At 70.0% G+C, this 13,552-nt stretch carries 12 protein-coding genes; 4 read left to right on the forward strand and 8 right to left on the reverse strand.

All coding sequences use genetic code 11. The features are described from left to right. Positions 1-64: 64 nt before the first annotated feature. From ACJ7VY_RS08295 to ACJ7VY_RS08325, 7 genes are all read right to left on the reverse strand, one after another. Complete coding sequence (locus ACJ7VY_RS08295) at positions 65-802, reverse strand: copper homeostasis protein CutC (RefSeq protein WP_409476764.1); 738 nt, start codon at positions 800-802, stop codon at positions 65-67. Beyond that, a complete protein-coding gene (locus ACJ7VY_RS08300) occupies positions 799-1,803 on the reverse strand; it encodes a N(4)-(beta-N-acetylglucosaminyl)-L-asparaginase (protein ID WP_240212762.1) in 1,005 nt (334 codons plus the stop codon). Before ACJ7VY_RS08300 ends, ACJ7VY_RS08295 begins: the two co-directional genes overlap by 4 nt. Continuing rightward, complete coding sequence (locus ACJ7VY_RS08305) at positions 1,800-2,822, reverse strand: glucokinase (protein WP_409476765.1); 1,023 nt, start codon at positions 2,820-2,822, stop codon at positions 1,800-1,802. The genes ACJ7VY_RS08300 and ACJ7VY_RS08305 overlap by 4 nt, the downstream gene beginning before the upstream one ends. A gap of 74 nt (positions 2,823-2,896) precedes the next feature. Further along, positions 2,897-3,283 carry a fluoride efflux transporter CrcB gene (gene crcB / locus ACJ7VY_RS08310; RefSeq protein ID WP_161614414.1) on the reverse strand — a complete coding sequence of 129 codons (387 nt, stop codon included), beginning with the start codon at positions 3,281-3,283 and terminating at the stop codon, positions 2,897-2,899. A gap of 68 nt (positions 3,284-3,351) precedes the next feature. Further along, on the reverse strand, positions 3,352-4,656 hold the full coding sequence (locus tag ACJ7VY_RS08315) for a replication-associated recombination protein A (RefSeq protein WP_409476798.1): 1,305 nt from the start codon (positions 4,654-4,656) through the stop codon (positions 3,352-3,354). Positions 4,657-4,795: 139 nt separating this feature from the next. After that, the gene (gene lolA, locus ACJ7VY_RS08320; RefSeq protein ID WP_409476766.1) at positions 4,796-5,434 is read right to left on the reverse strand and encodes an outer membrane lipoprotein chaperone LolA; all 639 of its coding nucleotides are present in this window, start codon (positions 5,432-5,434) and stop codon (positions 4,796-4,798) included. A gap of 91 nt (positions 5,435-5,525) precedes the next feature. Next, positions 5,526-7,886 (reverse strand): DNA translocase FtsK, encoded by a 2,361-nt coding sequence (locus tag ACJ7VY_RS08325; RefSeq protein ID WP_104938806.1) that lies wholly within the window; start codon positions 7,884-7,886, stop codon positions 5,526-5,528. 287 nt (positions 7,887-8,173) lie between these two features. Here ACJ7VY_RS08325 and trxB point away from each other — a divergent pair, with 287 nt between their 5' ends. From trxB to ACJ7VY_RS08340, 3 genes are read left to right on the forward strand one after another with little or no spacing between them, the layout of a single operon-like run. After that, on the forward strand, positions 8,174-9,151 hold the full coding sequence (trxB, locus tag ACJ7VY_RS08330) for a thioredoxin-disulfide reductase (RefSeq protein ID WP_104938807.1): 978 nt from the start codon (positions 8,174-8,176) through the stop codon (positions 9,149-9,151). A gap of 24 nt (positions 9,152-9,175) precedes the next feature. After that, positions 9,176-10,066: a metallophosphoesterase gene (locus ACJ7VY_RS08335; RefSeq protein WP_409476767.1), complete on the forward strand. Its 891-nt coding sequence runs from the start codon at positions 9,176-9,178 to the stop codon at positions 10,064-10,066. Further along, entirely contained in the window at positions 10,063-11,208 is a 1,146-nt protein-coding gene (locus ACJ7VY_RS08340; protein WP_409476768.1) for a GNAT family N-acetyltransferase, read from the forward strand. The genes ACJ7VY_RS08335 and ACJ7VY_RS08340 overlap by 4 nt, the downstream gene beginning before the upstream one ends. Before the next feature lie 400 nt (positions 11,209-11,608). Here ACJ7VY_RS08340 and ACJ7VY_RS08345 read toward each other — a convergent pair whose 3' ends face one another. Next, positions 11,609-12,166: a carboxymuconolactone decarboxylase family protein gene (locus ACJ7VY_RS08345; protein WP_409476769.1), complete on the reverse strand. Its 558-nt coding sequence runs from the start codon at positions 12,164-12,166 to the stop codon at positions 11,609-11,611. 101 nt (positions 12,167-12,267) lie between these two features. Between ACJ7VY_RS08345 and ACJ7VY_RS08350 the strand changes: the two genes are divergently transcribed. Further along, complete coding sequence (locus tag ACJ7VY_RS08350; protein WP_313231920.1) at positions 12,268-13,110, forward strand: AraC family transcriptional regulator; 843 nt, start codon at positions 12,268-12,270, stop codon at positions 13,108-13,110. Positions 13,111-13,552: the final 442 nt, after the last annotated feature.

Genomic DNA, 13,552 nt, shown 5'->3' on the forward strand with positions numbered 1-13,552 from the left:
TGGCAATTTCGCATAATGTATATTATGTAAAAATCTAATCAGCGAAGCAGGCCAGCCCGCATGCTCACAACAGCTCGTCCAATGCCCGCCGCAATGCACTCACCTTTTCCGCATCGGATTGGATCCAGTCGCTTTCCAGGCCGATGAGCGCCGGGTTGTGGTGGCGCATGGTCGAGCTGCGTAGCGCCTTCGCCGAGGCATGGAGTTCGGTGCAGCCGCTGTGTCCGGCGATCGTCGCGATGTTCTGCGCATCCAGTCCGGCGCCGGCCATCAGCCCGATGCGCCCACCGGCCTGGGTGACCAGTTGCCGCAGCACGTGGCGGCCGGCCATGGCGCTGGCGGCGCCGCCGGAGCTGAGGACGCGCTGGCAGCCCAGGCCGATGATCGCTTCCAGGGCCGCCGGCAGATCACGGGCCGCGTCGAAGGCACGGTGGAACGTGGTGCCCAGCGGGCCGGCCGCCGCGACCAGTTCCCGGCACAGCGCGACGTCGACGTCGCCGTCAACGGTGAGCGCGCCGATCACCACGCCATCGCAGCCCAGTTGCCGGCAGCTTTCGATGTCGCGCAGCATGATCTCGGCTTCCTGGGTGTCGTAATGGAAATCGCCCGGTCGCGGCCGGATCAGGACGAACAGCGGAATCCGCAGGCGGTCGCGGGCCACGGCGACACTGCCGCGCGACGGCGTGGTGCCGCCCTGCGCCAGGTTGTCGAACAGTTCGATGCGGTCGGCGCCGCCGGCCTGCGCGGCCAGCGCCGAGGCGACCGAGTTGCTGGCGATCTCCAGCAGGCGGCGCCCGCTCATGTCTGCTCGCTGGTGTAGACCGAACGGGAATCCAGCAGCGTGTCCTGCCTGCGCGCATCGCAGACCGCGTACACGAAGCCGCGATGCAGGGCGTAGGCACCGACGTCGCCGTTCCTGTCCATGGCAAGGAAGCACACCTGCAGGGTACGGCTGGCTTCGGGGCGCTTGTGCACTACCCGCTCGATGGCTTCGCGGCAGGCGTCGGCCGGCGAGCGTCCCTGGCGCATCAGTTCCACTACCAGGAAGGAGGCCGCGTTGCGGATCATTTCCTCGCCCATGCCTGACGCCGTAGCCGCGCCGACGTCGTTGTCGACGTACAGCCCGGCACCGATGACCGGGCTGTCACCGACGCGGCCGTGCATCTTGAAGGCCATGCCACTGGTGGTGCAGGCACCGGCCATGTGGCCGTTGCCATCGATGGCGAGGATGCCGAGGGTGTCGTGGTTGTCCTTGTCGCCCGGGCGCCCGCGACGCTCGGCGTTGATCTGCGGCGCGTAGTGTTCGGTCTTCAGCCATTCGCGCCAGGCGTGTTCGGCTTCCGGGGTGAGCAGCCTGCGCCGCTCGAAGCCCTGCTGCACGGCGAACTGCTGCGCGCCCTCGCCCACCAGCATCACGTGCGGGGTCTGTTCCATCACCCGGCGCGCGACCGATACCGGGTGCAGGATGTCGCTCAGCGCCGCGACCGATCCGCAACGGCCATCGCCGGCCATGATGCTGGCATCCAGCGTCAGCACGCCATCGCGGTCCGGGTTGCCGCAGCGGCCCACGGTGGGGTTGCACAGGTCGCTTTCGGCCCAGCGGGCGCCCGCCTCCACCGCATCCAACGCGCTGCCGCCGGCCGCCAATACCTTCCACGCGGCCTGGTTGGCGCCGACGCCGAAGTCCCAGGTGGAGACCACGCGCGCGCCATTGGCGGCCGTGGGCGATGCCAGCATGCGTGGCGCGGCGCCGGCGGTGGCCAACAGCAGCGAGGTCTGCAGGAACTGCCTGCGGTTGCTCATAACGTCTCTCCCGTGGGAATGCGGCTGCGGCCGCTGGTGTCCGCATGCCAGGCCAGCGCGCCGAGCACGCCGAGTTCGCCGTCGTCGATGCGCCACACCGGCACCCGCTGCAGCGCGGACGACAATGCGCCCTTGGCCAGGAAGCGCTGCTGGAACCCGCCTTCGTGCAGCCACGGGGCGAGATGCCCGGTGATGCCGCCGGTGAGGTAGACCGAGCGGGCGCCGAAGGTGAGCGCGAGGTCGCCGGTGACGCTGCCCAGCCACGCGCAGAACGCGCGGATGCTGGCCAGTGCGAGCGGGTCATCGGCGGAACGCGCCGCCTGCACCAGCTCGGCCGGCGTCTGCCAGCGCGGTGCCACGCCTGCGCGCTCGCACAGGCAGGCGTGAAGCGTCATCAGCCCGGGGCCGGACAGGATGCGTTCGCAGTCCACATGCCCATGGCGCTGCAGCAGCATGCGCAGCACGTCCAGCTCCAGCGCGTTGCCGGCGCTCAGCGCGGCGTGCCCGCCTTCGCTGGCCAGCACCGGCGGCTGGCTGTTCTCAAGGCGCAGCGCCACACCCAGCCCGGTGCCGGGGCCAAGCACCAGGGCCGGGCTACCGTGGCCATGGGCGGGGTCGCCGGACAACGGGTGCAGCGCATTCCGCGCGACGTGGGGGATGGCCTGGGCCACCGCCACGAAGTCGTTGATCAGCTCCAGTTCGCCCAGCCCCGACTCACGCCGGGTGGCGGCCAGCGAAACCGGCCACGCCAGGTTGGTGTTGAGCAGGCGGTCACCCTCCAGCAGCCCGGCGATGGCCACCACCACGCGGCCAACCGGCGGCAGCGCGGGATCGGCGCGCAGGCCACTGGCGTAATCCTGCAGGATCGCCGCCAGGCTTGGATGTTCGGCACAGGCGTAGCGGCGGAAACCGTTGATGCGGATCGGCTCGCCTGGTCGCACGGTGGCCCAGCCCAGCCGGGCGTAGGTTCCGCCGACATCGGCACCGATGATGGTCGTTGCCGGTACCGGCTCGCTCACTCTACCCTGCTCTACCGGCATGTCGTCTTTCGATCGCTACAGATGGAAAGCGGATCATGCGTTGGAAAGCCGGTTCACGCCAAGGGGCGCAACAGTCGCCAGGTGGCCCAGCCCAACGCGGTCATCGACAGCGAGCCGGCCAGGTGCAGGCCCATGGTCGCCAGCGCCCAGCCCAGCTGCTGGCGCAGGAACAACTGCACCACCTCGGCGGAGAAGGTGGAGAACGTGGTCAGACCGCCGAGCAGGCCGGTCACCACGAACAGGCGCCACTGCGGCGCGATGTCCGGGCGTACCGCGAACCATGCCAGCGCCAGGCCGATGGCGTAGCCGCCGAGCAGATTGGCGGCCAGCGTGCCCAGCGGAACGGTGGAATGGAGCGGATTGAGCCATACGCTCAGGCCGAACCGCAGCCATGCCCCGATGGCCGCTCCGACGCCTATCGCCACAAAGGAAAGCCACATCGGCTAATGTCTCCTGTTGCTGTCATGGAACGCCACGCAAGGTTGCCGGGCGCGGCACGGGGCGCCGCTCAGTCCTTTGTCGAGTCGCCACCCCTGGCCTGTTCGCGTGTCGCGCGCAGCCGGTCGAGCTTTTCCTTGAGCTTGATTTCCAGCCCGCGCTCGACCGGCCGGTAGTACACGCGCTCGCCCATCCCGTCGGGGAACGCGGTCTGGTCCAGGGCGATGCCGCCGGCGACGTCGTGGTCGTACTGGTAGCCCTTGCCGTAGCCGAGGGTCTTCATCAGCCGCGTCGGCGCGTTGCGCAGGTGCAGCGGTACCGGCAGCGACCCCAGTTCACCGACGTCGGCGCGGGCGGCGTTCAGTGCCGCATAGGCGGCGTTGGACTTGGCGGTGCTGGCCAGATAGACCACCAGGTTGGACAGGGCGATATCGCCCTCCGGCGCGCCGATGCGGTCGTAGGCGTTCCAGACGTTGATCGCCATTTCCAGGGCGCGCGGGTCGGCCAGCCCGATGTCCTCCACCGCCATGATGGTCAGGCGCCGCAGCAGGTAGGAGGGGTCGCAGCCGCCATCGAGCATGCGCGCCAGCCAGTAGATCGCGCCGTCCGGGTTGGAGCTGCGCACCGACTTGTGCAGCGCCGAGATCTGGTCATAGAACTGCTCGCCACCCTTGTCGAAGCGGCGGGTGCGGTCGGCCAGCACCTGCAGCAGGGTGTCGGGGGTGATCCGCCCGCCCTCGCCCGCCGCCAGCTCGGCGGCGATTTCCAGCAGGGTCAGTGCACGCCGCACGTCGCCGTCGGCGGCGCGGGCGATCTCCAGCAGCGATTCGCGGGAGACCTGGATGACCTCGCCGCCGAGCCCGCGCTCGCCATCGTCCAGGGCGCGCTGCAGCGCTTCGGCCACGTCCTCGGGCGACACCGCCTCGAGCACGTGCACCCGGCAGCGCGAGAGCAGCGCGGAGTTGAGCTCGAACGACGGGTTCTCGGTGGTGGCGCCAACGAAAATGATGGTGCCGCGCTCGATGTGCGGCAGGAAGGCATCCTGCTGCGACTTGTTGAAGCGGTGCACCTCGTCGACGAACAACACCGTGCGCCGGCCTTCGGCAAACCGCTGCGCGGCCTCGGCCAGCACCTGGCGCACGTCGGGCAGGCCCGACAGGACCGCCGAGATCGCGCGGAACTCGGCATCGGCATAGCGTGCCAGCAGCAGCGCCAAGGTGGTCTTGCCGCACCCCGGCGGCCCCCACAGCACCATGGAGTGCACCCGGCCTGACTCGATGGCCCGGCGCAGCGCGGTATTGGGCGCCAGCAGGCGCTTCTGCCCGACCATTTCGTCGAGCGTGCGCGGGCGCATGCGTTCGGCGAGCGGGCGCATGCCCTCCCGGTCCGCGCTCAACAGGTCGGCAGGAGGGTCGGAGAACGTGTTTCTGGATCTGGCCACGCCGGCATTCTAGCGTGGCCGCAGGTGACGGCGACCGTCATTGCGCCGCACTACCGGGACGGGCCGGCTGCGTTCAACGCTCGCCGATGACGTCCACGTTGCTGGCCGGGGTGAAGCGGAAGGTGCCGGCGGCGAAGCCCGGATTCTTCTTCCAGCCGCTGAAGTCGATCACCGTGCGCTGGCCGACCGCATCGACCACTTCCATGCGGCTCAGCCCGCCCTGGCCGAAGCCGAGTGCGGCGTACTGGAAGCTGGCATCGGTTTCGCGTTTGGGGCTCAGCGACAGCCACTGCAGGCCATCGCGCGGAGCCGCCTCTTCGCTGACGTCGTACTGGCGTTCCAGCTGCGCCGGGTTGATCAGCGCGGTCAACGGGCTGTTCTGCTCCTCCTCGCCCTGGCTGCGCACGGTGGCCTGCTCCAGGTCGGGTTCGTAGACCCACACCTTGCTGCCGTCGGCGACGATCAGCTGCGGATGCGGGCGGGTGTATTCCCAGCGGAACAGGCGCGGCGCGGACAGCGCGACGCGGCCGCTGGACGACTCCTTGAGCTTGCCGCGGGCGTCGAACACCTGCTGGCTGAAATGCCCGTCCAGGCCGCGCAGGCCGTTGGTGAAGGACTTCAGGTCATCGCGTGCGCCGGCCTGGGCGTCGGCGGCGAGACCGGCCGCGGCCAGGGCGACGGCAATCAACGTGGGACGCAGGAAGACGTTCATGGCGGTAGTCATCGATGGACGGGGGAATGGGCAGAGTCTGCCCGGCATAAACTGAATGGGCGGCAATCGCGATCGAATGCCGCCGCGGCACTCACTTGGGCGGCGGCGGTGCCAGCACGCTGCGGTCGCCGTTGTGCTCCGGCGCGCTGACCACGCCGGCCGCTTCCATCGCCTCGATCAGGCGCGCGGCGCGGTTGTAGCCGATCTTCAGCCGCCGCTGCACGCCGGAGATCGAGGCGCGCCGGGTCTCGGTGACGATGCGCAGCGCCTCGTCGTACAGCGGGTCGGATTCGTCGCCACCGCCGCTGGATTCCGGCAGGCCGGTGGCGCCGACCACCACCCCGTCGCCCATGGTCTGGACCTCGTCCAGCACGCCCTCGATGTAGTCGGCCGGGCCGCTTGCCTTGAGGTGCTCGACCACCCGGTGTACTTCCTCGTCGGAGACGAACGCGCCGTGCACGCGGTCCGGCATCGCCGTGCCCGGCGGCAGGTACAGCATGTCGCCGTTGCCCAGCAGCGCTTCGGCGCCGGACTGGTCGAGGATGGTGCGCGAGTCGATCTTGGAGCTGACCTGGAACGCGATGCGGGTCGGGATGTTGGCCTTGATCAGGCCGGTGATCACGTCCACCGACGGGCGCTGGGTGGCCAGGATCAGGTGGATGCCGGCGGCGCGCGCCTTCTGCGCCAGGCGCGCGATCAGTTCCTCGACCTTCTTGCCGACGATCATCATCATGTCGGCGAATTCGTCGATGAAGATGACGATGAACGGCAGCGGCTCCAGCGGGCGCGGCGCCTCGCCCATTTCCGGGTTGGGCTTGAACAGCGGGTCCATCAGCGGCTGGCCGGCGTCGATGGCGTCCTTGATCTTCTTGTTGAAGCCGGCCAGGTTGCGCACGCCCACCGCGCTCATCAGCTTGTAGCGGCGCTCCATTTCGGCCACGCACCAGCGCAGGCCGTTGGCGGCCTCCTTCATGTCGGTGACCACCGGCGCCAGCAGGTGCGGGATGCCCTGGTAGACGCTGAGCTCCAGCATCTTCGGGTCGATCATGAGCATGCGCAGGTCTTTCGGGCTGGCCTTGTACAGCAGGCTCAGGACCATGGCGTTGACCGCCACCGACTTGCCCGAGCCGGTGGTGCCGGCCACCAGCAGGTGCGGCATGCGCGCCAGGTCGGCCACGGTCGGGCGGCCGGCGATGTCCTTGCCCAGCGCCAGGGTCAGCACGCTGGCCGACTTGTCGTATTCCTTCGAGCGCAACAGCTCGGACAGGAAGATCATCTCGCGGGTGACGTTGGGGATTTCCAGGCCGATCACCGACTTGCCCGGGATCACGTCGACCACGCGCACCGATTTCACCGACAGCCCGCGGGCGATGTCCTTGTCCAGCGAACTGATCTGGCTGACCTTGATGCCCGGCGCCGGTTCGATCTCGAAACGGGTGATCACCGGGCCCGGGTAGGCGCCCACCACCTGGGCGTCGATGCGGAAGTCCTTGAGCTTGAACTCGATCTGCCGCGACAGCGTTTCCAGGGTCTGCTCGTCGTAGCCCTTGGGCTGCGGCTTGGGGTCGTCCAGCAGGGCCAGTGGCGGCAGGTCCGAGCCGTCGCCATTGACGCCCTGGAACATCGGGATCTGGGTCTCGCGCTTGGCGCGCTCGCTCTTCTCGATGACCGGCACCGGGCGCGGCTCGATCTTCACCGGCTCGCGCCTGGCGCGCACTTCGGCATCGACCTTGCGCACTTCCTCGCGTTCCTCGCGCAGCGCCCGGGTCTGCTGCCAGGCGCTGGCCTGCTCCTTCTTGCGGTCCAGCAGCGGGCCCAGCGCCAGCACCCACTTGCCGATCTTCTCCATCACCCAGAACCACGACAGGCCGGTAGCCAGGGTGATCGAGGTCAACAGCAGCACCAGCAGGAACAGGTTGCTGCCGACCGGGCCGAAGCCGCTCTGCAGCGACTTGCCCACCAGCACGCCGAGGCCACCACCGGCGCGGGCGACATCGCCCGGCGGCAGGCGCAGGTAAAGGAAGCCGGTGGCGCCGATCAGGAAGCCGACGATGCCAACCAGCCGCAATGCCGGGCCGAGGTCGTCGTTGTTGCCGCGGTCCTCGCGGTTGAGCCCGAACATGGCGATCCAGGCCACCGCCGCCAGCATCAGCGGAATCAGGTAGGCCACGTAGCCGAACAACTGCCGCAGCACGTCGGCGATCCACGCCCCCACCCGGCCGCCCATGTTGTGGATCGGGGCGACCACCGAGCCGGCCTGCGACCAGCCCGGGTCCGCCGGCGAATAGGTGAACAGGCTGGCCAGCAGGTACAGCAGTGCCGGCGCGATCGCGATCAGCGCCAGGTCACGCCACAGCCTGTTGCGACGTGGATTGTCCGCGGCGGCCGCCTGCTTGCGCGCGTTGCCGCTCGGGCCAGCGCCCTTGTCACGTTCCGGGACCTGTTTCGCCACCTTGGACCAGACCTTAGAAATGCAGGGTTAGTGATTGATATTAAACGACACGCGGCCCCGTTTCATCCGCCCGATGCAGCGGGTGACGGGCACGGCAGCGAAAGGACATCGGCACGCATGCGGAGCGTCGGCGACGGGGGCGACCGTGGGTGTGGGCGGTCCGGTGGGCCGCGCAGTTCCATCACTGCGCCTTGATTCACCGGAGCCCGGTCTCCACTCTATGAGCGGTCCGGACGGTCGCCATGCAGCGCGATCGCGCCGCCAATCCCGACTTCCCGCGAGTATACATGAGCACTTCCAGCGCCCCGTCCCTGCCCACCCGCCACCACAAGCTCGTCATCCTGGGCTCCGGCCCCGCCGGCTGGACCGCCGCGGTGTATGCCGCGCGCGCCAACCTCAAGCCGGTGGTGATCACCGGCCTGCAGCAGGGCGGTCAGCTGATGACCACCACCGAAGTGGACAACTGGCCAGGCGACGCCCATGGCCTGATGGGGCCGGACCTGATGGCGCGCATGCAGGCCCACGCCGAGCGCTTCGATACCGAGGTGGTGTTCGACCATATCCACACCGCCGACCTGTCGCAGCGTCCGTTCACGCTCACCGGCGACAGCGCGCAGTACACCTGCGACGCGCTGATCATCGCCACCGGCGCCACCGCCAAGTACCTGGGCATCCCGTCCGAGGAGGCGTTCAAGGGCCGTGGCGTGTCGGCCTGCGCCACCTGCGACGGCTTCTTCTACAAGGACCAGGACGTGGTCGTGGTCGGTGGCGGCAACACCGCCGTGGAAGAGGCGCTGTACCTGTCCAACATCGCCCGCAAGGTCTACCTGGTGCACCGCCGCGACACGCTCAAGGCGGAAAAAATCATGCAGGACAAGCTGTTCGCCAAGGTCGCGGCGGGCAAGATCGAAACCGTGTGGCACCACCAGGTCGACGAAGTGCTGGGCAACGAGATGGGCGTGACCGGGGTGCGGGTGAAGTCCACCCAGGACGGCAGCACCCGCGACATCGCCGCGCATGGCTTCTTCGTGGCCATCGGCCACCACCCGAACACCACCCTGTTCGAGGGCCAGCTGGCGATGAACAACGGTTACCTGGAAATCCGCTCGGGCCTGGGCGGCAATGCCACTCAGACCTCGGTGGAGGGCGTGTTCGCCGCCGGCGACGTGGCCGACCAGCATTACCGCCAGGCCATCACCTCGGCCGGCTTCGGCTGCATGGCCGCACTCGACGCCGAGCGTTTCCTCGACGCCCAGGGCCACTGAGCCCGGCCGTCCCGGCAGCCGGGCATGGACAAGGTGTTCGCCAAGCAACTGCTGTTCCACGGCAGCTGGCTGGTGTTCCCGGCCATCGTCTGGCTGCTGTGGCAATGGCGCCGCCGCCGATACCGCGCCGTGCTCGCGATCCTGCTGCTCGGCTGCGGCCTGTTCGCGTGGGCCCGCTTCATCGAGCCGCAGTGGATCCGCGTGGCCCATACCGAGCTGCGCGGTACCGGCATGCACGTGCGCATCGCCCTGGTCAGCGACATCCACCTCGGGGTCTACAAGGACCGCCGCTTCCTCGAGCGGCTGGTGGCACGGCTGGATGCGCTGCCGGTGGATGCGGTGGTCATTGCCGGCGACCTGACCTACGAACCGCAGCGGCTGGTGCTGTCCGAAGCGTTCTCGCCGCTGTCGGCGCTGCGGGTGCCGGTCTACGCCGTGCTCGGCAACCACGACCAGCAGGCGCCGGGCCCGGACATCGATGCCGCGCTGCGTGCGGCTTTGCGCGCCAATGGCGTGCGCATCATCGAAGGCATGCGCCTGGTCGATGCCGCCGGCATCCGCTGGGCCGGCCTGGGCGACCGCTGGGCCGGCAAGGACGCTCCGGGCTTCCTGCATCGGCCGCCCGGTCGCGCGCCGGCGATCGTCGTCGCGCACAACCCCGACAGCGCCATGGACCTGCTGCCGGGCGATGCCGCCATCGTCCTGGCCGGGCATACCCACGGCGGGCAGATCCGCATTCCCTGGCTGTACCGCAAGGTCATCCCCAGCGCCCATGGGTTCGACCGCGGGGAACAGGTGGCGGCGGCGGCGGCCGGTCCGGTGCGGGTGTTCACCACCCGCGGCGTGGGCGAAGTCGGCCTGCCCCTGCGCCTGTTCAACCCGCCGACCATCGACGTGCTGCAACTGCGGCCATGACGTCTTCCCTGCAACTGCGCGTGCTGCCGTCCCTGGCCCAGGTAGGGGCGGCACAGTGGGATGCCCTGCACGACCGGCGCAACCCGTTCGTCAGCCACGCGTTCCTTGCCGGCCTGGAGCAGCACGGCTGCCTGCGCCCGGAATGGGGCTGGCAGCCCTGCCACATCACCCTGTGGCGCGGCGATGAACTGGCCGCCGCGGTGCCGGGCTACCTGAAGCACAACTCGCACGGCGAGTTCGTGTTCGACCATGCCTGGGCCAATGCGTATGCACGGCATGGGCTGGCTTACTTTCCCAAGTGGCTCGGCGCGGTGCCCTACTCGCCGGTCACCGGCCCGCGCCTGCTGGCCCGCGACGCCGCCGACCGGCGCCTGCTGCTGGAGGCGATCGTCGCGCATGTGCGCGCGCAGGGGCTGTCCTCGGCCCATGTCAATTTCCATGCCGCGGCCGAGGACACGGCTTTCGATACGGACTGGCTGCGGCGCGCGGACGTGCAGTTCCAGTGGCAGCGCCGGCCCGGCTGGCAGGATTTCGACGGCTTCCTCGCGTCGATGGACCACAAGCGCCGCAAGAACATCCGCCAGGAGCGCGCGCGGGTGGCGCGCAGCGGCATCGGCTTCCGCGTGGTCCACGGTGACGAGGCAAGCGCGGCCGACCTGGACGCGATGCATGGCTTCTACCTGCAGACCTTCGCCGGGTACGGCAATGCGCCGGCGCTGACCCTGCCCTTCCTGCGGCATCTGGCCACCGCCATGCCGCGGCACCTGGTGATCTTCCTGGCCGAACAGGATGGCCAGCCGATCGCCGGCGCGCTGTGCCTGCGCGGTGGCGACACGTTGTACGGTCGTTACTGGGGCGGCGCCGCCCTGCCCGGCCTGCATTTCGAAACCTGCTACTACCAGGGCATCGACTATTGCCTGCGCGAGGGGCTGCAGCGCTTCGAGCCGGGGGCGCAGGGTGAACACAAGCTCGCGCGCGGGTTCCTGCCGACCCTCGTGCGCAGCCGGCACTGGGTCGCCGATGCGCAGTTCCGCCAGGCGCTGCGCGAGTGGTGCGCACGCGAGGAGCGCGATGTCGCACGGTACGCGCAGGCGCTGCGGCGGCACTCCCCGTTCCGCGACGGCGACGGCGACGGCACATGAGCCGGGCAGCGCCTGCGTTTGTGCGTCCCGCGCCGCTTTGCGCGGCATTCCCGCCGGCGTAACCGGCGCTGGCCGGGCGGCCATTGGTGGCGGCCTGTCGCCGCGCACACGACGCGGGCACACCGGCGGAGCGTGGCGTTGCGTTGGCCGCTACGCCACGCCAGCGACCTGCGGCAGGCATCCGCCACGCATCGTGCCAACGGCTCGCGCTGCACGCCGAACCCACGCTGGCCGCGCGTGATGGCCAGGATTTCCCGCCTGCGACGATGCGAGCGGCGCAGCCGCCTGCGCGGCCTCGGGCTTCTGTTCCGGCATGCGCCTGGGCCGGGCCGAACGACCACCGGGCGCAGACGCGGGACGCGCCTGCAGGCGCGCCCCGCAGTACCGCGGCGGGCCTCGCTCAGCCCGCGATTTCCAGCGGCACCGACGGGAAGTCAACCGCCGTCCCGGCCAGGTGGTTGGTGTAGTTGGTCAGCGTGTTGAGCGCGACCAGCGCCACCACTTCCAGCGCGGCGGCGTCATCGAAGCCGGCGCGGCGGAATGCCGCCAGGTCGTCGTCGCCGACAACCCCGCGCTGTTCGGTCAGGCGCCGCGCGAAGTCCGCCAGCGCGGCGTCGCGCGGGTCGGCGCCGCCGCCGGTGCGCGCCGCACGGATATCCGCTTCGGACAGGCCGGCGCCCTTGCCGATCAAGGTGTGCGCGGCCAGGCAATAGCCGCACTGATTGGCCTGCCCGACCGACAGCGCGACGATTTCGCGCTGGCCGGCGCTCAGGCCGCCATTGGCGAGGGCATCGGACAAGGCCAGGTAGCCGTCGAGCGCGACCGGCGCCCGGGCGAAGGTGCGGATCAGGTTGGGGACCACGCCGAGCTTGGCCTTGACCGCGGCGAGCGTCGCGGCGACGGCCGGGGTGGCCGAGGCCGGGTCGAGGGGGGCGATGCGGGGGGATGCGGCAGACATGGTGGGCTCCTTGGAAGCCGTGGTTGGGAGTCGCCACTGTGCCCGCCCGGCCGATACGATTGGTATCATTTCGTCCAGAATAACGCACGGATCGTCTCGACATGCAGGACCGACTCAGCGCACTGCTCGATTGCTTCCGCCTGCGGGCCCGGGTCTTCCACACCGGCAGCCTGTGCGACACCGCCGATTTCGACGCCCGCGACGGCGTCGGCCACCTGCACGTGCTGCGCGGGGGGGCGCTGCGGATCGGCGATGCGGTCGCCGGCGAAACCGTGGTCGACGCGCCCAGCCTGATCTTCTATCCGCGACCGGCGCCGCACTGGATCCGTGGCGAGGGGGCGAGGGGCGCGGAGCTGGTCTGCTCGTCGATCGAACTCGGCGCCGATGCCGGCAATCCACTGACCCGCAGTCTGCCGGCGCGGCTGGTGCTGCCGCTGCGCGACCACCCGCTGCTGCACGGCACGCTGACGCTGCTGTTCGAGGAGGCGTTCGCCGAACACTGCGGACGACAGGCGGCGCTGGACCGGCTCAGCGAACTGATGATCCTGCAACTGCTGCGCCACTGCATGACCGCAGGCGTGGTCGCGCAGGGTGTGCTCGCGGGCCTCGCCGACCCGCGCCTGGCCAAGGCCCTCAACGCGCTGCATGGCGCCCCGGGCGAGGCCTGGAGCCTGGACGGCCTGGCGCGGGTCAGCGGCATGTCGCGCGCGCGGTTCGCCGCGCACTTCCACCATGTCGTGGGCATGCCGCCGGGCGAGTACCTGGCCGAGTGGCGGCTGAGCGTGGCGAAGACGCTGCTCAAGCGGGGGCAGCCGCCAAAACAGGTGGCGCTGGAGATCGGCTATGCAAGCGCATCGGCGTTCGCGCGCGCCTTCGCCGCGCGGCATGCCGGGGTCTCGCCGACCGCTTGGCTGTCGGCGTCGCGCGCATCGCCCGCACAGTGAACGCGGACGCCGGACCCGGCCCTGGAGCGGAATAGTGCCCCGGCATCACGCCTTCCGGGCGTCCTCCGGGCCGGCGGATCGCCGGACGCGGCACGCAGGTGGCAGGGCCCGGGCCGCGGGCGTCCGGCTTCATTCCCGGACACGACCGGCCGTCGCGTCGAGCAGGCGACCTGCGGCGCGCATCGTCCACCGGCCGGAGGGTGCGCGCTGTTCGATGATGCCCGGGCATCGCTCAAACGCCGGCCGGCATCGGCAGGCTGGCGCCGCAGGCCCAGGCCGGCCCGACGCGCGGATGGAAGATGGCCGGCAAGGCATGAGCGGACGCGTTCCGGGCCGATCGGCTGCCGGCTTGGGACGATGTGTCCATCGCCGTGTACCGGCGCCAACCGTCCAATCGGGCATCGGCATGCCGCAGCACGCCGGAAAGCCATTTATGATGCCG

Source organism: Stenotrophomonas sp. Y-13 (genome assembly GCF_046267925.1).
Classification (GTDB): Bacteria; Pseudomonadota; Gammaproteobacteria; order Xanthomonadales; family Xanthomonadaceae; genus Stenotrophomonas; species Stenotrophomonas acidaminiphila_A.

Bases quoted from the DNA above. Each gene is read 5' to 3' on its own strand.
- lolA (WP_409476766.1), bottom strand. From the start codon at position 5,434: ATGAACGTCTTCCTGCGTCCCACGTTGATTGCCGTCGCCCTGGCCGCG.
- ACJ7VY_RS08315 (WP_409476798.1), bottom strand. From the start codon at position 4,656: ATGCGCCCGCTCGCCGAACGCATGCGCCCGCGCACGCTCGACGAAATG.
- ACJ7VY_RS08300 (WP_240212762.1), bottom strand. From the start codon at position 1,803: ATGAGCAACCGCAGGCAGTTCCTGCAGACCTCGCTGCTGTTGGCCACC.
- crcB (WP_161614414.1), bottom strand. From the start codon at position 3,283: ATGTGGCTTTCCTTTGTGGCGATAGGCGTCGGAGCGGCCATCGGGGCA.
- trxB (WP_104938807.1), top strand. From the start codon at position 8,174: ATGAGCACTTCCAGCGCCCCGTCCCTGCCCACCCGCCACCACAAGCTC.
- ACJ7VY_RS08350 (WP_313231920.1), top strand. From the start codon at position 12,268: ATGCAGGACCGACTCAGCGCACTGCTCGATTGCTTCCGCCTGCGGGCC.
- ACJ7VY_RS08335 (WP_409476767.1), top strand. From the start codon at position 9,176: ATGGACAAGGTGTTCGCCAAGCAACTGCTGTTCCACGGCAGCTGGCTG.
- ACJ7VY_RS08345 (WP_409476769.1), bottom strand. From the start codon at position 12,166: ATGTCTGCCGCATCCCCCCGCATCGCCCCCCTCGACCCGGCCTCGGCC.
- ACJ7VY_RS08295 (WP_409476764.1), bottom strand. From the start codon at position 802: ATGAGCGGGCGCCGCCTGCTGGAGATCGCCAGCAACTCGGTCGCCTCG.
- ACJ7VY_RS08340 (WP_409476768.1), top strand. From the start codon at position 10,063: ATGACGTCTTCCCTGCAACTGCGCGTGCTGCCGTCCCTGGCCCAGGTA.